Origin of the sequence: Achromobacter sp. ACM03 (assembly GCF_014851665.1) — a bacterium.
GTDB classification, from domain to species: Bacteria; Pseudomonadota; Gammaproteobacteria; order Burkholderiales; family Burkholderiaceae_B; genus Achromobacter; species Achromobacter aegrifaciens.
In genome coordinates, this window is the sequence record NZ_JACVAD010000003.1 from 563,003 (window position 1) to 582,401 (window position 19,399).

Consider the following 19,399-nt stretch of genomic DNA (forward strand, 5'->3'; position numbering starts at 1 on the left):
ATTCCCGTTCCATGAACCCGGCCGCTATGCAACAAGCCAATCCGATCAAGATCGCCATCCTGGCCATGGGCGGCCAAGGCGGCGGCGTGCTGGCCGACTGGATCGTCGACATGGCCGAGCACGCCGGCTGGTGGGCCCAGACCACCTCGGTGCCAGGCGTGGCCCAGCGCACCGGCGCCACCATCTATTACCTGGAACTGCTGCCCGAAGCCGAAGTGCAACGCGCCGGCCGCCAGCCCGCGCTGGCGCTGATGCCCACCCCGGGCGACGTGGACCTGGTGGTCGCCGCCGAATTGATGGAAGGCGGGCGCGCCATCCAGCGCGGACTGGTCACGCCGGAACGCACGGTGCTGCTCACTTCGTCGCACCGCAGCTATGCGGTCAGCGAAAAATCCGCGCCCGGCAACGGCATCGCCGATCCCAACAAGGTGCTGGAAGCGGGCCGCGCCGCGGCCAAGCGCTTCCTCTGCTTCGACCTGCAAGACCTGGCCGACCGCGCCGGCAGCGTCATCAGCGCCAGCCTGTTCGGCGCGGTAGCCGGCAGCGGCGCCCTGCCGTTCTCGCGCGACGATTTCGAAGCCACGGTGCGGCGCGCCGGCCTGGGCGTGGAAGCCAGCCTGCGCGCCTTCGCGCTGGGCTACGAATCCGCCGACCAGGCGCCCGCGCAACCCGCACCCATCGACCTGGCCCGGCCGGTGCCCGCCGTGCCGGAACGCGCCGCCAGCGCCAAGGCCCAAGCCCTGCTGGATATGATCAAACGCGACTTTCCCGCCTGTGCCCAGCCCATGCTGGCCGCGGGCACGCGCCGCCAGATCGAATTCCAGGATCTGGCCTACGCCACCGAATACCTGCGCCACATGAAGGCCATCCGCGACCTGGACGCCGCCCATGGCGGCGAGGCCCGGCAATGGGCGCTGACCTGTGCCGCCGCGCGCTACGTGGCCACGGCCATGGCCTACGACGACGTGATCCGCGTCGCCGACCTGAAGACCCGCGCCACGCGTTTCGACCGCGTGCGCCAGGAAGTGGGCGCGCGCCCGGACCAGCTGGTCTACACCACCGAATTCATGCATCCGCGCCTGGAGGAGATCTGCGGCACCTTGCCCGCCGGGCTGGGCCGCTGGCTCGAAAACTCCAAGTCGTTCGGCGGCTTCGTCGAACGCCGCCTGGGCCACGGCCGCCGCATGCAGAGCGGCACGCTGGGCGGTTTCCTGTTGCTGTACACGCTGGCCGGCATGCGACGCTTCCGCCGCAGCACGCTGCGCCATCAGGCCGAGGCCGCCGGCCTCGCGCAATGGCTGGACCTGATCGCCCGGCTGGTCCCGCGCGACTACGCGCTGGCCGTCGAAACCGTCAATTGCCGCCGCCTGGTCAAAGGCTATAGCGACACCCACGTGCGCGGCGGCGGCAAGTACCGCCAGCTGATCGCGGCGGCAGAGCAACTGGCCGGCCGGCCCGACGCCGCCGAAACGCTGCGCTCGCTGCGAGAAACCGCGCTGGCCAACGAGAAATGCGGCCCCATGGAACGCCAGCTGGCTGAAAAGCTGGCGGCCTGAGACAAGCAAAGATAGGGACAAACGCCGTGCAGACACTGAAACTCATCGTCCGGGAAGTCCGGCAGGAATCGCCGCTGATCCGTTCGTTCCGGCTGACGCGCGAGGACGCCGGCCCCCTGCCCGCCTTCGGACCGGGCGCGCACCTGAAGGTGACGGTGCCGGGCCTGCGCGAGCCGCGCTGCTACTCGCTGGTGCAGTTGGCGCCGGAAGCCGGCAAGTTCGCCCAGCCCGCGGAGTACCGGCTTGGCGTGCGCCTGGAGGAAACCAGCCAGGGCGGCTCGCGCCACATGCATGCGCTGGCCGAGGGCGACACGCTCGATGTCGAAGGCCCGAAGAATGATTTCCCGCTGCACGAATCGCCTGCCGGCGACGAACCCGTCGTGCTGATCGCGGGCGGCATCGGCATCACGCCGGTGGCATCCATGGCCGCGGCGCTCAAGGCCGCGGGACGCGCCTTCCATCTGCATTACTGCGGCCGCAGCAAGGACCAGCTGGCCTTCCTGCCCGAACTGCAGGCCCTGGCCGGCGACGACCTGAGCCTGCACGCGGACGACGATCCGTCCTGCCGCTTCGACCTGCAGGCGCTGCTGGACGCATCCTCGCCGCGCCAGCACCTGTATGTCTGCGGCCCCAAGGGCCTGATCGACGCAGTCATCCAGGGCGCGCACGCACGCCACTGGCCCGACGCCCACATCCATTTCGAACTTTTCGCCACCGCTGCACCGCAGGCCGGCGACCAGCCCTTCGAGGTCGAGCTGCGCCAGTCGGGCCGGGTGCTGACCATCCCCGCTGACAAGACCATCATCGACGTGATGGAAGAGGAAGGCTGCGACCCGATGTACGACTGCAAGCGCGGCGAATGCGGCGTCTGCCAGGCCACCGTGCTGGAAGGCGAACCCGACCACCGCGACTACTACCTCTCGGACACCGAGAAGGCCAGCGGCAAGATCATCCAGATCTGCATCTCGCGCGCGAAATCGGCGCGCCTGGTGCTGGACCTGTAGCCCCGACGCAAGGAAGCGCCCTCATGGCCAAATACCGCGACAACCCCGACGCCATCCGCGCCCTGCTGCGCGACACCGAGGTGCACAAGGATCTGTTCATCGACCAGGAGCTGTTCGAGCTGGAGATGGAACGCCTGTACGCCAACACCTGGGTCTACGTCGGCCACGACAGCCAGGTCCCCAACCCGGGCGACTACATCACCACCACAGTGGGCAACCAGCCCGTGGTGATGGTGCGCCACAGCGACCGCTCGGTGCGGGTGCTGCACAACCGCTGCCCGCACAAGGGCACCATGGTGGCGGGTGAAGCCTGCGGCAACACCGGCAAGTTCTTCCGTTGCCCCTATCACGCCTGGACCTTCAAGACCGACGGCAGCCTGCTGTCCATCCCGCTGAAAAAGGGCTACGAGAACACCGGCCTGGAAAACTGCGAAGCCAGCCAGGGCATGGCTGCCGTGAAGGACGTGAAGAACCATCGCGGCTTCGTGTTCTGCCGCCTGAACCCCGAGGGCCAGTCCTTCGAGGATTTCTTCGGCGAATCGCTGTCCACCCTGGACAACATGGTCGACCGCTCGCCCGAGGGCCGGCTGGAAGTCGCCGGCGGCGTGCTGCGTTACATGCACCGCTGCAACTGGAAGATGCTGGTCGACAACCAGACCGACACCTGCCACCCGATGGTGGCGCATGAGTCCTCCGCAGGCACCGCCGTGAAGGTCTGGGAACAGGCGCCGGAAGGCACGCCCAAGCCCATGGCCGTCGAGTTGTTCGCCCCCTTCATCTCGCCTTACGAGTTCTTCGAGAACATGGGCATCCGCGTATGGGAGAACGGCCACGGCCATACCGGCGTGTCGGACTCCATCCATGCCTCGTACTCGGGCATTCCGGGCTACTGGGACTCCATGGTCGCGGCCTACGGCGAGGAACGCGCCAAGCAGATCCTGGGCGACGTGCGCCACAACACCGTGTACTTCCCCAACATCATGGTCAAGGGCCCGATCCAGACGCTGCGCGTCTTCAAGCCCATCGCAGCCGACCGCACGCTGGTGGAATCCTGGACCTTCCGCCTGGTGGGCGCGCCCGACCTGCTGCTGGAACGCACGCTCATGTACAACCGCCTCATCAACGCGCCGACCTCGGTGGTCGGGCACGACGACCTGGAAATGTACGAGCGCGCCCAGGACGGCCTGCAATCGCGGGCGCGGGACTGGGTCAACGTGGGCCGGCTGTACTCGCCCGACGAGGTCGGGCAGAAGAACGTCGCCACCAATGGCACCAATGAATGGCAGATGCGCAACCAGTACCGCGCATGGGGCCGCTACATGACCGGACCGGAGTCGGTATGAGCGCAAGCGACCGCGAGTTGATCGATTTTGTCTACGCCGAGGCGCGCATGCTGGACGAGCTGCGCTTCGAGGACTGGCTGAACCTGTACACCGAAGACGGCTACTACTGGATGCCGCTGGCCCATGGCCAGACCGATCCCAAGCTGCACGCCTCGCTCATGTACGAAGACAAGCTGCTGCTGCGCGTGCGCGTGGAGCGGCTGGCCGGCCAGCGCACGTTTTCGCAACAGCCCAAGAGCCGCTGCCACCACTTGCTGCAGGCGCCCACGGTGGAGCACGGCCATCCCGATGCCGCCCCCGCCGAAGGCCGCCACGTGGTACGCACCGCCTTCCATTACGTCGAGACGCGGCAGGACGCGCAGACGCTGTATGCAGGCTGGACCACCCACCACCTGGTGGAGCAGGACGGCGTCTTGCGCATCCGTCTCAAGCGCGTGGACCTCGTCAACTGCGACGCGGCCTTCGGCAATATCCAATTGTTCATGTAGGAGCGGCTTGTGAGCACCACGGTCCATCAGGCATTCCGCGACACCGCGGCCCGCTACGGCGCCCAGCCCTTCCTGTGCATCCTGCCGGAAACGGCCCAGGCCTATGGCATCGCCGCAGGCGAACTAAGCTACGCCCAGGCCGCCGAGTCCATCGAGGCCCTGCGCGCGGCCTATGCGCGCGCCGGCTACGGCCACGGCCACCGCGCCGGCCTGCTGCTGGAGAACCGCCCCTCGTTCTTCCTGCACTGGTTCGCGCTGAACGCGCTGGGCGTGTCGGTGGTGCCCATCAACCCCGATCTGCGCGCAGCGGAACTGGAATACCTGACGGGGCATTCCGAGATCGCTTTGGCCGTTGCCCTGCCGGAACGCCATGCCGACCTGCTGGCCGCGGCAGAACGCGCCGGCCGCGAACTGCGTGTGATGGGACCGGACGACACGCCGCCCGCCGCGCCCTTTGCGGCGCCGCTGGCGGGCAGCGAGCCCGATATCCTGACCGAATGCGCCCTGCTCTATACCTCCGGCACCACCGGACGGCCCAAGGGCTGCATCCTGCCCAACCGCTATTTCCTGCATGCCGGCGGCTGGTACGCGCGCATCGGCGGCTTGTGCGAACTGCGCCCTGGCCAGGAACGCATGCTGACGCCGCTGCCCCTGGTCCACATGAACGCCATGGCGTACTCGGCCATGGCCATGCTCCTGACCGGCGGCTGCCTGATTCCGCTTGACCGCTTCCATCCCAAGACCTGGTGGGACAGCGTGCGCGATTCCGGCGCGACGGTGCTGCACTACCTGGGCGTCATGCCCGCCATCCTGATGAAGGCCGAACCGTCCGCACGGGATAAGCAGCCCGCCATCCGCTTCGGCTTCGGCGCGGGCGTGGACCGCAAGCTGCACCAGCCCTTTGAAGAACGCTTCGGCTTTCCGCTGCTGGAAGCCTGGGCCATGACCGAAACTGGCGCGGGCGCCGTCATCATCGCCAACCATGAGCCGCGCCACATCGGCAGCAGCTGCTTCGGCCGCGAGGAAGAAGACGTGCTGGTGCGCATCGTCGCTGATTCCGGCTTGGAAGCCGCCGCCGGCGAACCGGGCGAATTGCTGGTGCGCCACGCCGGCGATGACCCGCGCTACGGATTCTTCGCCGGCTACCTCAAGGACCAGGACGCGACCTCCCAGGCCTGGGAGGACGGCTGGTTCCATACCGGCGACATCGTGCGCCGCGACGCCGACGGCGCGCTGCGCTTCGTGGACCGCAAGAAGAACGTCATCCGCCGCAGCGGCGAGAACATCTCCGCAGTGGAAGTCGAAAGCGTGCTGCTGCAGCACCCGCTGGTGAAGGCCGTGGCGGTCGCCGCCGTGCCCGACGCCGTGCGCGGCGACGAAGTGCTGGCCTGCGTGGTGCCCGAAAGCCTGCCGGCCGAGGGCGTCGCAATGGCCGAGGCCGCCCGCAGCATCGTGCAATGGAGCCTGGAGCAGCTGGCCTATTACAAGGCCCCCGGCTACGTCGCCTTCGTCGACAGCCTGCCGCTGACCACCACCAACAAGATCCAGCGCGGCGAAATGAAAGCCCTGGCGCCCACGCTGCCCGGCACGGCCCGCTGCGTGGACACCGGCCACATGAAGAAGCGCCAGGAGCCCGCGCGATGAACCGCCTGGGCTATGACGGCGTGGTGGCGGCCCTGCCCGTCACGATTCCGTATGAACGCTATTCCACCCATGCGGCCCACTGGTGGCTGGGACGGGCGCTGGGCGCGCTGATCCGCCAGGCCGGTATCGCCAAGACCGAGGTGGACGGCCTCTGCGTGTCCAGCTTCACCCTGGCGCCCGACACCGCCGTCGGCCTGGTGCAGCACCTGGGCATGAGCCCGCGCTGGCTGGACCATATCCCCATGGGCGGCGCCAGCGGCGTGGCTGCCTTGCGCCGCGCGGCCCGCGCCGTGCAGGCCGGCGACGCCAGCATCGTGGCCTGCATCGCAGGCGACACCAACCACGTGGACTCGTTCCGCAACACGGTCAGCCAGTTCTCGCGCTTCGCGCAGGACGCGGTCTATCCCTATGGCGCAGGCGGCCCCAACGCCAGCTTCGCGCTGCTGACCGCCAACTACATGCGCGCGACCGGCGCCACCCGCGAGGACTTCGGCAAGCTTTGCGTGGCGCAGCGCGACAACGCCCTGCGCTATCCGCACGCGCTGATGAAGAAGCCGTTGACGCTCGCCCAGTACCTGGACGCCCGCGTCATCACCGACCCGATACACCTGTTCGATTGCGTGATGCCCTGCGCCGGCGCCGACGGCTTCCTGGTCATGAGCGAAGACCGGGCGCGCGCGCTGAACCTGCCCTACGCCCGCATCCTCTCCACCATCGAACGCCACAACGCCTGGATCGAGGACCCGATCCAGACCCGCGGCGGCTGGACCGTGGACCTGGACGAACTCTACGGCCAGGCCGGCGTCCAGCCTGGCGACATGGATTTCCTGCAGGCCTACGACGACTATCCCGTCATCAACCTGATGCAGATCGAAGACCTGGGCTTCTGCCCGAAGGGCGCGGCCCCCGACTTCGTGCGCAACAACAGCTTCACCGTGGACGGCAGCTTTCCCTTCAACACCAACGGCGGCCAATTGTCCGTGGGCCAGGCCGGCGCCGCCGGCGGCTATCTGGGCATGGTCGAAGCGCTGCGCCAGTTGAGCGGCACGGCCGGCGGCACGCAGGTGGCCGACGCCCGCCTCGGCATGGTGAGCGGCTTCGGCATGATCAATTACGACCGCGGGCTGTGCACGGCCGCGGCCATCCTGGGGAGCCACGCATGACCGAACCCTTGGCCAAGCCGCCCCGCAAGAACCCGATCGCCCGCACCCGCCAGCCGACGCTGCCGCCGGGCTGGCGCAGCCGCAGCGCGCTTGGGCTGACCGCCGCCGCAGCCGAGGGCCGCTTCGACCTGCAGACCTGCGCCGATTGCGGCGCGGTCCAGTATCCGCCCCGCGAAGTCTGCGGCCATTGCCTGTCCGAGCATCTGCCCTGGCGGCCTGCCGATCCCGGCGGCGTGCTGCTGGTCAGCACCACCCTGCATCACAGCAACGACCTGTATTTCCGCGAACGCCTGCCCTGGCGCGTGGGCACGGTGCGCATGACTGCCGGCCCATCCGTGGTGGCGCATGTGCACCAGGACTGCGCCGACGGCGACCGCGTGCGCCTGGCGCTGAAGCTGGACCGCAGCGGCCAGGCCGTGATGATCGCCCTGCCTGAAAGGAATACGCCCAACATGGAAGACGACAAGACCCTGCGCGAGACCTCTTGCGATCCGAAGTTCCGCCGCGCGCTCGTCACCGACGGCAAGTCGGCGGTGGGCCAGGCCGTGGCGCGCGCCCTGCTGGACGCCGGCTGCCCGACCGTGTTCCTGGGCGACCCGCAAGCCTGGAAGCGCGACGCCGCCTACGAGGCCCTGGCGGCAGACCCGCGGGTGCAGGCGGTGGTGCTGGACGTGACCGATACCGATTCGGTCGAGCGCGCCGCCGCCTCCATCGGCGGCAAGGTCGAGATCCTGGTGAACACCGCCGACCTGGAACGCGAAGGCGGGCTGCTGAACCGCAAGGACGTGAACACGGCGCGCGACGCCATGGACGTGAACGTGCTGGGGCTGATGCGCCTGGCGCAGAGCTTCGGCCCGGCCCTGTGCGGACGCGCGGCGGACGGCGTGAACAGCGCCACGGCCTGGGTCAACGTGCTGTCCATCTACGCCCACATGAACCTGCCGTCGCGCGGCATGTGGTCGGCGTCCAAGGCGGCTGCGCTGTCCCTGGCGCAATGCCTGCGCGCCGAGATGCGCGGCGCGGGCGTGCGGGTGGTGAACGTGTTCCCCGGGCCGGTGGATCACGAATGGGAGCAGCGCACGCCGCCCCCGCGCGTGGCGCCTGCCGCGATCGCGGCCGCCATCGTGCGCGCACTCAAGGACGGCATCGAGGACGTCTACGTCGGCGATGTCGCGCAGGAATTCCGCGCCCGGCTGGCGGACAACCCCAAGGGACTGGAACGGGAGCTGGGAGCCTGACGGCCCGCCGCCCCGACAACGTACGAACCTAGAGGAACAGCACATGAGCCAAAACATTCTTGCCCAATTCATGGCCGAACTGATGTCCGGCCGCATCCGCGTGGTGGACCTGACCGAAACGCTGACGCCGGAATTCCCGACCATCGTGCTGCCGCCGGAATTCGGCCAGGCCTGGCCGTTCCGCATCGAGGAGATCTCGCGCTACGACGAGCGCGGCCCCGCCTGGTACTGGAACAACTTCTCGTGCTCCGAACACACCGGCACCCACTTTGACGCGCCGGCCCACTGGGTCACGGGCAAGGACCAGCCGGACAACACCGTCGACACCATTCCGGTGGAAGCCTTCATCGCCAGCGCCTGCGTCATCGACTGCTCGGCCGAGTCGCGCGACAACCCCGATTTCCTGCTGACCATCGACTTCGTGAAGAAATGGGAAGAGCAGCATGGCCGCATTCCCGCGCGTTCCTGGGTGCTGATGCGCACCGACTGGTCCAAGCGCGCCAAGCCCGCCGATTACCTGAACCAGCAGGAAGACGGCGCGCACTCGCCCGGCCCGGACGCTGAAGTGGTGCCCTGGCTGATCAAGGAACGCGACGTGCACGGTTTCGGCACCGAGTCGGTCGGCACCGACGCGGGCCAGGCGCAGCACCTGGATCCCCCCTATCCTTGCCACTACTACATGCATGGCAACAACCGCTACGGCCTGCAATGCATGACCAACCTGGACCAGCTGCCGCCCACCGGCGCGGTGATCTTCTCGGCGCCGCTCAAGATCCGCAGCGGCTCGGGCAGCCCGCTGCGCGTGCTGGCGCTGGCGCCCAAGGCCTGAGCAGGCCGCCCCAGAGCCGGCCTCACGACAACGACAACAGGGGGATACCCATGACGCACACCAACGTCGCCATCGTCACCGGCGGCAGCGCCGGCATCGGCGCCGAAATCTGCCGCAGCATGCTGGACGCGGGCTACGAAGTGATTTCCATGGCACGCCGTGCCGCCGACTTCAGCCACCCGCGCCTGCACAACGTGCAGGTGGACCTGCTGGACGCCGAGGCCACCGCGCAAGCGGGCGCCGAAGCCGCTGCCAGGTTCCCCATCAGCCACGTCATTCACAACGCCGGCGTCATCTGGCCCAACCTGCTGCCGCAGGTCACGCAGGAAGAACTGCACGGCCTGACCCAGATCCACCTGGGCGCGGCCATCAGCCTGGTGCAGGCCGCCCTGCCCGGCATGCAGGAGCGCAAGTTCGGCCGCATCGTGATGATGTCCTCGCGCGGCGCACTGGGCCTGCCGACCCGCACTGCCTATTCGGCCACCAAGGCCGGCATGGTGGGTATGGCGCGCACCTGGTCGCTGGAGCTGGCGCCTTATGGCATCACGGTCAACGTGGTGGCTCCCGGTCCGATCCAGACCGACATGTTCTACGAGGTGATCGAGCCCGGCAGCGAGCGCGAAAAGCAGCTGGCGGCCGGCATACCGGTCAAGCGTCTGGGGCGTTCCGACGACGTGGCGCGCGCCGTCATGTTCTTCTCGGATCCCGCCAACAGCTTCGTCACCGGCCAGACGCTGTTCGTCTGCGGCGGCGCCAGCGTCAGCTCCATCACCATCTGAACACGCGTCGCGCGAGCCCGCTTCGGGTTTTGACGGATAGGTAAGCACTGCGGACCAGGTCTACAGTGCGAGCCTGCGCACAGAAAGTTTAAGCAACAAGTATTAAAGCAAACCAAGCAAGCACAGAAGTACCCGTTTTCTCCGTTTTCCAGCCGCACCCCCACCCTGCTCCCTATCCGGAGGTTTTGCCATGCTGTCGAAGAAACTCCCCCTGGCCGCTGCCGCCGCGGTAGCCGCGCTGTTCGCCCTGCCCGCCCTGGCCCAAGTCAAGGTCGGCGTCGTCACTTCATCCACCGGCCCGACGGCCCTGGTGGGGATTCCCCAGAAGAACACCGTGCCGCTGCTGCCGAAGAAAATCGGCGACTTGACCGTGGAATACATCTCGCTGGATGACGCCAGCGATTCCACCAACTCGGTGACGGCCTTCAAGAAGCTGATCTCGGAGCAGAACGTGGACGCGCTGATCGGCCCGTCGGGCTCGCCCAACGCCATGGGCGTGATCCAGTTCGCGGCGGAAGCCGGCGTGCCGATGCTGGCGCCCGTGGGCACCGCCGCCGTCGTGCTGCCCATGAACGACCAGAAGAAGTGGGTCTTCAAGACCACGCAGAACGACGACATCATTGCGCGCGCGCTGGTCGACCACATGGCCAAGACCGGCATCAAGACTGTCGGCTTCATCGGCCTGAACGATCCCTATGGCGAGAACTGGTACAAGGTCTTCTCGGGCATGGCCGCCGAAAAGGGCATCAAGATCGCCGCCAACGAACGCTACCTGCGCTTTGACAGCTCGGTCACGGGCCAGGCGCTGAAGATCCTGGCCGCCAAGCCGGACGCCGTGCTGGTGGCCGCCCCCGGCGCCGCCAGCGTGCTGCCCCAGACCACCCTGTTCGACCAGGGCTACAAGGGCAAGTTCTACCAGACCCACGGCGCGGCCCTGCCCGACTTCCTGAAGCTGGGCGGCAAGAAGGTCGAAGGCACGGTGCTGGCCGCCAGCCTGATGCTGGTGCTGCCGGAAATGCCGGACAGCAACCCGTCCAAGAAGGTCGCTTCGGACTACATCGCCGCCTACGAAAAGCTCAACGGCTCCAAGCCCGCCACCTTCGGCGCCAACGTCTATGACGCCGGCCTGCTGCTTGAGAAGGCCGTGCCGCTGGCGGAAAAGGCCGGCAAGCCGGGCACCAAGGAGTTCCGCAACGCGCTGCGCGATGCGCTGGAACAGACCAAGGAGCTGGTTGGCACGCAAGGCGTCTACAACATGACGGCCGCCGACCACAGCGGCTTTGACGACCGCGGCCGCGAGCTCATCACCGTCAAGGACGGCGCCTGGACATTGGTGAAATAGTCCCCCCCGAAGCGCTGCGCGCTTCCCCCCAGGGGGGCATGCCTGCGGACCGGCAAAGCCCGGCTCCGCAAGGTGGACTCCCCCCGAAGCGCTCCGCGCTTCCCCCCAGGGGGCATGCCTGCGGACCGGCAAAGCCGGCTCCGCGGCATCCCGAGGATGCGCAGAGTTTGCTCCGTGGGCGCGCGGATGGGGAATGAGGTGCCTGGCGTGCTTGTCTGTCTTACCCGGAATTTCGCATGAATGCTCAGATTGCCCTGATACTCGGGCAGGACGGCATCACCAACGGCGCCATCTATGCGCTGCTGGCCTTGTCCATCCTGCTGGTCTTTACCGTCACCCGCGTGCTGTTCATCCCGCAAGGCGAGTTCGTCGCGTTCGGCGCGCTCACCATGGCCGCGTTGCAGGCCGGCAAGCCGGTGCTGCTGGTGTGGCTGCTGTTTGCCTTCGCGCTGGCCGAGGTCGGCGCCGATCTGCTGGCGCGGCGCAAGCGCCCCGGACGCAACCGCGGCGTCTGGCGCATGGCGGTCAAGGTGGCCTATCCGCTGGTGCTGGCCGCGCTGTTCTACAACCTGCCGCTGGCCCAGCTGCCGATGGCGGCGCAGGCGCTGCTGACGCTGCTGCTGCTGGTGCCGATGGGACCGCAGCTGTACCGCTTGTTCTACCAGCCCATCGCGTCGGCCTCGACGCTGGTGCTGCTGATCGTCTCCATTGCCGTGCACCTGGCGCTGGTGGGCCTGGGGCTGCTGGCCTTCGGCGCGGAAGGCGCGCGCACGGCGCCCTTCAGCGACGCCAGCCTGGCGCTGGGGCCGTTGAACGTCAACAGCCAGGCGCTATGGGTGGTGGCGGTGTCGGCCTTGCTCATCGTCGTGCTCTACCAGTTCTTTGAACGCTCGATGTACGGCAAGGCCCTGCGCGCAGCCGCCTTCAACCGGCTGGGCGCGCGGCTGATGGGCATTTCGCCGATCTTCGCCGGCAAGGCCACGTTCTTCCTGGCCGCGCTGATCGGCACGGTGTCGGGCATCCTGATTGCGCCCATCACCACCATGTACTTCGACTCCGGCTTCATGGTCAGCCTGAAGGGCTTCGTGGGCGCCATCATCGGCGGCCTGGTGAGCTATCCGCTGGCAGCGGCCGGCGCCATCCTGGTCGGCCTGATCGAAGCCTTCTCCTCGTTCTGGGCCAGCGCCTACAAAGAAATCATTGTGTTCACGCTGATCATCCCCGTGCTGCTCTGGCGTTCACTGAAAAGCCATCACGTCGAGGAAGAAGACGAATGAACCCGCGCCACATCCTCTTCGCATTCCTGGCGCTGCTGGCCCTGGCGCCGCTGGCGCTGCCGCCGTTCTACGTCACCTTGCTGAACTACATCGGCCTGTACGCCATGGTGGCGCTGGGCCTGGTGCTGCTGACCGGCGTCGGCGGACTGACGAGTTTCGGGCAGGCCGCGTTCGTGGGCGTGGGCGCCTACACCACGGCGTTGCTGACCACCCGCGCGGACACGCTGCCGTCCTGGCTGGCATGGCTGGGCGCATCGCCCTGGCTGACCCTGCTGGCGGGGCTGTTGCTCACGCTGGTCATCGCTTACCTGCTGGGCGCGATCACGCTGAAGCTGTCGGGGCATTTCCTGCCACTGGGCACCATCGCCTGGGGCCTGTCGCTGTACTTCGTCTTCGGCTCGGTGGAGGGCCTGGGCGGCCACACCGGCATCCCGGACATTCCCGCCATCAATCTGTTCGGCTGGACGCTGAACCAGGGCGACAACATCTACTACCTGATCTGGGCCTTCCTGCTGGTGGCCGTATGGTCCACGCAGAACCTGCTGGATTCGCGCGAGGGCCGCGCCATCCGGGCGCTCAAGGGCGGCCGCGTGATGGCCGAATCGATGGGCGTGGATACTGCGCGCTCGCGCATGGTGATCTTCATCATCGCCGCGCTGCAGGCCTGCGCCTCGGGCTGGCTGTACGCGCACATGCAGCGCTTCGTGAACCCCAACCCCTTCGGCCTGCAGATGGGCATCGAGTACCTGTTCATGACCGTCATCGGCGGCGCGGGACAGGTCTGGGGCGCGCTGGTCGGCGCGGGCGTCTTCACCGTGCTCAAGCAATGGCTGCAGGACTGGATGCCCAAACTGCTGGGCCAGACCGGCAACTTCGAGGTGATCGTATTCGGCTTCGGCATGGTGCTGCTGCTGCACCGCGCCCGCAGCGGCCTGTGGCCGGTGCTGACGCGCTGCGTGCCGGTGAAGAAGCAACAGCGCAAGCTGGACATGAACGCCGAGCCGCTGCCGCGCAAGCCCATGCCGCCGCGCGGCGAGGTGGTGCTCAAGGCCGTGGACGTGACCCGCAAGTTCGGCGGCCTGGTCGCCAACAACGCCATGAACCTGGAAATCCGCGCAGGCGAAATCCTGGCGCTGATCGGGCCCAACGGCGCGGGCAAGAGCACCATGTTCAACCAGATCTCGGGCGTGGACACGCCGACTTCCGGCACGGTGACGCTGCTGGGCCATTCCGTGGCCGGCGTCGGCGCGCGCCGCATCGCGCGGCTGGGCCTGTCGCGCACCTTCCAGCACGTGCGCCTGCTGGGCCGCATGAGCGTGCTGGAGAACGTGGCCATCGGCGCCCATCTGCGCGGCCATCGCGGCGTGCTGCCTGCCGCCTGGCGGCTGGACCGCGCCGAGGAAGCGCGCCTGCTGGCCGAAGCCGCCCGCCAGGTCGAGCGCGTGGGCCTGGGCAAGCATCTGCACGACGAGGCTGGCTCGCTGGCCCTGGGACAGCAGCGCATCCTGGAAATCGCCCGCGCGCTGGCGTCCGACCCCTGCATCCTGCTGCTGGACGAGCCCGCCGCCGGCCTGCGCTACCAGGAAAAATGCGAGCTGGCCGAATTGCTGAAGAAGCTGCGCGCCGAAGGCATGGCCATCCTGCTGGTGGAGCACGACATGGACTTCGTGATGGGCTTGGTGGACCGCGTGGTGGTCATGGACTTCGGCGAAAAGATCGCCGAAGGCCTCCCCGCCGAGATCCAGAACAACCCCGCGGTGCTTGAAGCCTATCTGGGCGGAGTGGAATGATGAGCGCGAAACTGCTGGAAGTGCGCGACCTGCGCGTGGCCTACGACAAGGTCGAGGCCGTCTCGGGCGTCAGCCTGGAAGTAGGCGAAGGCCAGATCGTGACCGTGATCGGCCCCAACGGCGCCGGCAAGACCACCTTGCTGTCTGCCATCATGGGCGTGCTGCCGTCCAGCGGCCGGATCGTCTTTGGCGGCAAGGTCCAGGAGCATGCCGAGATCGAGGAAATGGTGGCGGCCGGCATGAACCTGGTGCCTGAGAAGCGCGAGCTGTTCGCCGAGATGACGGTGGAAGACAATCTGATGCTGGGCGCGTTCCACCGCTTCCGCAGCGGCCTGCGCGACCAGGACCAGACGCTGGCCGAGGTCTATGAACTGTTTCCGCGCTTGAAGGAGCGCCGCGCCCAGCTGTCCGGCACGCTATCCGGCGGCGAACGCCAGATGCTGGCGGTGGGCCGCGCGCTGATGGCCAAGCCCAAGCTCCTGATGCTGGACGAGCCCAGCCTGGGCCTGGCGCCGCGCATCGTGCGCGAAGTGTTCCGCATCGTCACGCGCTTGCGCGAGATGGGCGTGTCCATCCTGCTGATCGAACAGAACGCCCGCGCCGCGCTGCAGGTGGCGGACTATGCCTATGTGCTGGAAACAGGTGCCGTCACGCTGGAAGGCCCGGCCGCCCAGGTGGCGGAAGACCCGCGCGTGGTCGAGGTGTATCTGGGACTGGGGCACGGAGCCGCTGCCTCAACGCCCGCCTGAAACGCCGGCAGAAGCCTGCCAAGGGCCTGCCAGCTTGGCAGGCTTCAGGCCACGCCGCGGCGTCTGTCGCGGCGGTACATGGCATAGCCCAGCGGCCACAGGGCCGCGACCATGAACTTCGCCATGGGATTGGTCAGCTTGTAGGCTTGCACCGCCGTCGGCACGCCGGAATGCTTCAGATGCAGCCGAAAGCGCGTGTAGCGGATCGCGGCCATGATGAATTCGCGCGGCCGGTAGCGGAAGAATTCCAGGTGATGCTGCAACACGTCCCAGGCCAGCAGGTACAGGCCTTGGGCATTGTTGCCCACGGAAACCGCGCCCTGGCTCAGGCCGCCGGGCGTGTCGTGGTAAGTCCGCACCACGCGGTTGATGAAGCGGCTGAGATACCCCGCCCGCGCAATCGCCCACCACACCAGGCTTTCGGGCACAAAGCCCGCGACATCCTCGGGGAAGGGATACTTCCTGAGAATGTCGGTGCGCATACAGCCGAATTTCTCGCCTTTGATGCGATAGCGGAAATAGACATCCACCGCCGTGCTGTCGAACACGTCCTGCGGATAGCGGTCGCCGACGATGCTGCCATCGGGACGCGCACACAGGCCCGTTACGGCCACGTAGGATTCGCGCCGCGCCGGCGGAATGCTGTCCCAGGCCTCCTTGAATGTGGCCAGGGCATCGGGCGGCATTTCGTCGTCGCTGTCCAGCGCGACGATGAGTTCGCCGCGCGCCTCGCGCACGCCACGGTTGAAGGCGGTTTTCTTGTGGCGGTTGTTCTGCCAGAAATAACGGATGGGAAAATCGGCGCGCGCCTGCCAGTCCAGGATCGATTCGTGGGTGTTGTCGGTGGAACCGTCGTCCACCACGACCCATTCGAAATCCCGGAAAGTCTGCCGGGAAAGGGATTCATATACCCGGTGCAGCGTGCCCGCCCGATTGTAGGTGGGCGTTAAAACAGTGAATAAAGTTGGTGTGTCGGTCATGCCCACTGAGCCCCTTTGCGATGCGTCGAGCAAGCGCTGCGGTCTTGGTTTTGGTGTTTTCGCCTGAAGTTTAGGGGATATGCTCGCGCGTACCGGCCCCGTCGGCCTCAAATTTGCAATCAAATCTGACAAAAACTGCAATTCGCGGGACTTCGCGAAGCCGTAGTTGCCTTGGGACGCACTCCGTAGTGGCGTACACTCGGGCGGCCAAAACCGGAATGCCTATGGAAGCTTCGACCGTCCAGCTCAATGACATCGCCTTGTTCGTGGAGGTTGCCAAGCGCAAGAGCTTCAGCCTGGCGGCGCGCGCGCTGAACATGCCGACCTCGACTTTATCGCGCCGCATCAACGAGTTGGAGCGCGCCATCGGCCTGCGGTTGATCAACCGCAACACGCGCCGCCTCGACCTCACCGAAGCCGGCGCGGCCTATATGCGGCGCTGCCAGGGCCTGATCGACGAAGCCAGGTTGGCGCACGAGCAGCTGCAATCCCTGTCCGGCGGCCCGTCCGGCAACCTCCGGGTATCCATGCCCTACAGCCTGGCGATCTGGCTGTTGCCAGAAACCATCAATGATTTCACCGACCGCTATCCGGAAGTGGAATGCGAGTTCGACCTGAGCATGATGACGGCCTCCGACGCGCAAGGCACGCCGTTCGACATCGTGCTGCGCTTTGGCAGCAATGCGGATTACCCGCTGGCGTCGGCCAGCGCCGCCGATCTGAATGGCAACCGGGGCATGCACAGCGGGGCGGTCGTGCAGGAGCTGGTCTCCCTGAACAACTACCTGTATGCCTCCGACCGCTACCTGGAACGCTACGGCGAGCCCAAGACGCCGGCGGATCTCACCCAGCACCAGTGCCTGCGCACCACCATCGACGAGGCGCATTCGCACTGGACGCTGCGCCGCGGCGCGGTCAGCGAACGCGTGCCGGTCAGCGGCCACCTGGCGGCCAACAACATGAGCATCGCGGGCACCCTGGCGGGCCTGGATCTGGCGATCACGCGCATGCCGCATTGCCTGGCGCTGGAGCCCATCATCAAGCGCAATTCGCTCAAGCGGGTGCTGCCAGGTTGGTCGGTGGATCCGATCTCGATCTACGTGGTGTATCCGTCCAGCATCCAGCCGGCCAAGACCCGGGCCTTCATGGACTTCATCCGGCCCAAGCTCGGTCCGCCCCAAGACAAGAAATAGGCTGGCCCCCGCAGGACAAAAAAAACCGCTCGGCGCACCGAGCGGTTTTTTTGATCTGGCCGAGCCTGGGCTGCGGCCGGACGCGTCACTTAGACGCGCTTGATCTTTTCCAGCATCTTGAAAACGCCCTTGGGCGACGTGACGAACAAGCGCTTGAAAGCCTTGCCCAGGCAACGACGTTCCAGGGTGTTGCGACGCACGCGTTTGCGTTCAGCCATGTTGATTCTCCTGTTGAATTTGCGGAAATGTTGCCCGCACAACCGGAAACTGGGCTGGCGGAAAATTCGGGTAACTTGGCATTTTAGCCTGAAATGCCCTGACGGCGCCAGCGACGCAAAAATGCGGTGTTTCCGCCACGTTCGCGCCTGAAGCACTCAAATGCGGGACGGAACGCCGCCCGGTCAGCCGGAATAGGCGCCCGCACCCGTCCAGGCCCCCTCCTGCAATCAGCCGGAAAGGCTCTTCAGCCGCTCCAGCACCTGTTCCTTGCGCGGCAGCGGATCCACCGCGCCATAGCCCAGCGTGGACAAGGCCGCCGCGGCATTGGCGTAACGCACGGCGTCTTCCCAGGAGTCTCCCAGGCAACGGCGCGCCAACAGGCTGCCGGCGAAGCAGTCGCCCGCGCCGGTCGCGTCCACCGCATCCACGCGCAAGGCGGCCACGGGTACGCGGCGCTGGCCGTCGTCAATGATGGAGCCGTCCTTGCCCAGCTTCAGCACCACCACGCCGGTGGCGCCGGCATCGCGGATCCAGTCCAGCGTGCGTTCCGGATCGTCGTTGCCAGTGAGATGCTGCATATCGTCCATGCTGGGCAGGAACAGGTCGGCCGTGCGCATGGTTTCGCGCAGCACGGCGCGGGCGCGGTCCACCGGCCACAGGCGCAGCCGCAAGTTCGAATCCAGGCTGACCTGGACGCCGGCCGCGTGCGCGCGCTCGATGGCAGCGAACACGGTGTCGCAGGCGCTGGTGCTGATCGCCAGGCTGATGCCCGACACGTGCAGGTAGCGGGCGCGTTCGATCAGGCCCGAGTCCAGGCTGGCCGGCGTCATCAGGCTGGCGGCCGAGCCGCGGCGCAGGTAACTGAAGGCATGGCCGTCGGGGCCGTGCTGAACGAAGTACAAGCCGGTGTGAGCCTGCTCATCCACCTGCACGCCTGACGTATCCACGCCCTCGGTCTGCCACAAGTCCAGGAACTGCTGGCCAAAGGCGTCGTTGCCGACACGCGTCAGATAGGCGCAGCTTGCGCCCTGCCGCGCGGCTGCGATGACGGCGTTGGAGGTGTCGCCGCCAAAGCCCTGCAGATACTGGCGCTGGTCCTGATGCGTCTGGTTCAGTTCGACCAGCGGCTCGCCCAACGCGACGATATCGAAATCAGCCATGGGCGGCCTCCCGGGTGCGAACGATCTGCGCCACCAGCGCGGCGGTGTCGCGGGCAGCGAAGGCCGCCTTGTCATAGAGATTGCTGCCGATGCCGACGATGGCGGCGCCGGCAGCGAAGTACGAGCCCATGTTGTCCTGGGTGACGCCGCCCGTGGGGCAGAAAATGGTATCCGGATACACCGACTTGAGCGCGGCCAGGTGCTTGGGGCCGCCGGTGTCTGCGGGGAATATCTTCACCACGTCCACGCCCGCGCGGCGCGCCGCCAGCACTTCGGTGGGGGTAAAGGCGCCCAGCAGGCAGAGCGCGTCGGCCGCATGCGCCAGGTCGACGATGTCGGTGGCCAGCGCTGGCGACACTAGGAAGTCCGCGCCCGCGACCAAGGCCTCGCGCGCGTGGTGCTCGTCCAGCACCGTGCCCACGCCCAGCAGCAGCGCGCTGCCGTGCTTGTCTCGCAGCGCCCGCAGCAGGTCGGTGACGCCGGGGATGGTCCAGGTCAGTTCCAGCGTGGTGCAGCCGGCGGCCACCGCGACTTCGGCCGCATAGGCGGCGGTGGCGGCGTCCGTGTAGCGCAGCACGGGGACGACCCGGGAGGCCAGGAGGGTGGAGAGCTTGGAGGCAAGAGGGGCAGCGGTTGCGGTCATGG

18 protein-coding genes are annotated in these 19,399 nt (G+C 67.3%); 14 read left to right on the forward strand and 4 right to left on the reverse strand.

The window, feature by feature from the left end; genetic code table 11:
* Window positions 1-11: 11 nt before the first annotated feature.
* From IB257_RS18335 to IB257_RS18395, 13 genes are all read left to right on the forward strand, one after another.
* Window positions 12-1,556 carry an indolepyruvate oxidoreductase subunit beta family protein gene (locus IB257_RS18335; protein WP_175213830.1) on the forward strand — a complete coding sequence of 515 codons (1,545 nt, stop codon included), beginning with the start codon at window positions 12-14 and terminating at the stop codon, window positions 1,554-1,556.
* A gap of 26 nt (window positions 1,557-1,582) precedes the next feature.
* The gene (locus tag IB257_RS18340) at window positions 1,583-2,560 is read left to right on the forward strand and encodes a PDR/VanB family oxidoreductase (RefSeq protein WP_175159420.1); all 978 of its coding nucleotides are present in this window, start codon (window positions 1,583-1,585) and stop codon (window positions 2,558-2,560) included.
* A 23-nt stretch (window positions 2,561-2,583) separates the two neighbouring features.
* On the forward strand, window positions 2,584-3,903 hold the full coding sequence (locus IB257_RS18345; protein WP_054457389.1) for an aromatic ring-hydroxylating dioxygenase subunit alpha: 1,320 nt from the start codon (window positions 2,584-2,586) through the stop codon (window positions 3,901-3,903).
* Window positions 3,900-4,391, forward strand: coding sequence for an aromatic-ring-hydroxylating dioxygenase subunit beta (locus IB257_RS18350; protein WP_054457391.1), 492 nt, complete (start codon window positions 3,900-3,902; stop codon window positions 4,389-4,391). Before IB257_RS18345 ends, IB257_RS18350 begins: the two co-directional genes overlap by 4 nt.
* A 9-nt stretch (window positions 4,392-4,400) precedes the next feature.
* A complete protein-coding gene (locus IB257_RS18355; RefSeq protein ID WP_175213829.1) occupies window positions 4,401-6,035 on the forward strand; it encodes an AMP-binding protein in 1,635 nt (544 codons plus the stop codon).
* Window positions 6,032-7,198: a thiolase family protein gene (locus IB257_RS18360; protein WP_192352503.1), complete on the forward strand. Its 1,167-nt coding sequence runs from the start codon at window positions 6,032-6,034 to the stop codon at window positions 7,196-7,198. The genes IB257_RS18355 and IB257_RS18360 overlap by 4 nt, the downstream gene beginning before the upstream one ends.
* The gene (locus tag IB257_RS18365; RefSeq protein ID WP_192492654.1) at window positions 7,195-8,436 is read left to right on the forward strand and encodes an SDR family NAD(P)-dependent oxidoreductase; all 1,242 of its coding nucleotides are present in this window, start codon (window positions 7,195-7,197) and stop codon (window positions 8,434-8,436) included. Before IB257_RS18360 ends, IB257_RS18365 begins: the two co-directional genes overlap by 4 nt.
* Window positions 8,437-8,479: 43 nt before the next feature.
* Window positions 8,480-9,265, forward strand: a complete 786-nt coding sequence (locus IB257_RS18370; protein ID WP_054457398.1) for a cyclase family protein — start codon at window positions 8,480-8,482, stop codon at window positions 9,263-9,265.
* 50 nt (window positions 9,266-9,315) lie between these two features.
* Complete coding sequence (locus IB257_RS18375; RefSeq protein ID WP_059371593.1) at window positions 9,316-10,044, forward strand: SDR family NAD(P)-dependent oxidoreductase; 729 nt, start codon at window positions 9,316-9,318, stop codon at window positions 10,042-10,044.
* 190 nt (window positions 10,045-10,234) lie between these two features.
* Complete coding sequence (locus IB257_RS18380) at window positions 10,235-11,386, forward strand: ABC transporter substrate-binding protein (protein WP_054457402.1); 1,152 nt, start codon at window positions 10,235-10,237, stop codon at window positions 11,384-11,386.
* Window positions 11,387-11,622: 236 nt separating this feature from the next.
* Window positions 11,623-12,663: a branched-chain amino acid ABC transporter permease gene (locus IB257_RS18385; protein WP_119449705.1), complete on the forward strand. Its 1,041-nt coding sequence runs from the start codon at window positions 11,623-11,625 to the stop codon at window positions 12,661-12,663.
* Window positions 12,660-14,453 (forward strand): ATP-binding cassette domain-containing protein, encoded by a 1,794-nt coding sequence (locus IB257_RS18390; protein ID WP_054457407.1) that lies wholly within the window; start codon window positions 12,660-12,662, stop codon window positions 14,451-14,453. The genes IB257_RS18385 and IB257_RS18390 overlap by 4 nt, the downstream gene beginning before the upstream one ends.
* Entirely contained in the window at window positions 14,453-15,202 is a 750-nt protein-coding gene (locus tag IB257_RS18395) for an ABC transporter ATP-binding protein (protein WP_192354653.1), read from the forward strand. Before IB257_RS18390 ends, IB257_RS18395 begins: the two co-directional genes overlap by 1 nt.
* A 44-nt stretch (window positions 15,203-15,246) precedes the next feature.
* Here the strand turns inward: IB257_RS18395 and IB257_RS18400 are convergent, their stop codons facing one another.
* Window positions 15,247-16,182 (reverse strand): glycosyltransferase family A protein, encoded by a 936-nt coding sequence (locus IB257_RS18400; protein WP_054457409.1) that lies wholly within the window; start codon window positions 16,180-16,182, stop codon window positions 15,247-15,249.
* Window positions 16,183-16,406: 224 nt separating this feature from the next.
* Here IB257_RS18400 and IB257_RS18405 point away from each other — a divergent pair, with 224 nt between their 5' ends.
* The gene (locus tag IB257_RS18405) at window positions 16,407-17,375 is read left to right on the forward strand and encodes a LysR family transcriptional regulator (RefSeq protein ID WP_119449706.1); all 969 of its coding nucleotides are present in this window, start codon (window positions 16,407-16,409) and stop codon (window positions 17,373-17,375) included.
* Window positions 17,376-17,464: 89 nt separating this feature from the next.
* Here the strand turns inward: IB257_RS18405 and IB257_RS31725 are convergent, their stop codons facing one another.
* The 3 genes from IB257_RS31725 to IB257_RS18415 form a co-directional block, all read right to left on the reverse strand.
* Entirely contained in the window at window positions 17,465-17,593 is a 129-nt protein-coding gene (locus IB257_RS31725) for a hypothetical protein (protein ID WP_255423380.1), read from the reverse strand.
* Between the two features lie 228 nt (window positions 17,594-17,821).
* Window positions 17,822-18,754 (reverse strand): sugar kinase, encoded by a 933-nt coding sequence (locus tag IB257_RS18410; protein WP_175181117.1) that lies wholly within the window; start codon window positions 18,752-18,754, stop codon window positions 17,822-17,824.
* Window positions 18,747-19,397 (reverse strand): bifunctional 4-hydroxy-2-oxoglutarate aldolase/2-dehydro-3-deoxy-phosphogluconate aldolase, encoded by a 651-nt coding sequence (locus IB257_RS18415; RefSeq protein ID WP_175181116.1) that lies wholly within the window; start codon window positions 19,395-19,397, stop codon window positions 18,747-18,749. Before IB257_RS18415 ends, IB257_RS18410 begins: the two co-directional genes overlap by 8 nt.
* Window positions 19,398-19,399: the final 2 nt, after the last annotated feature.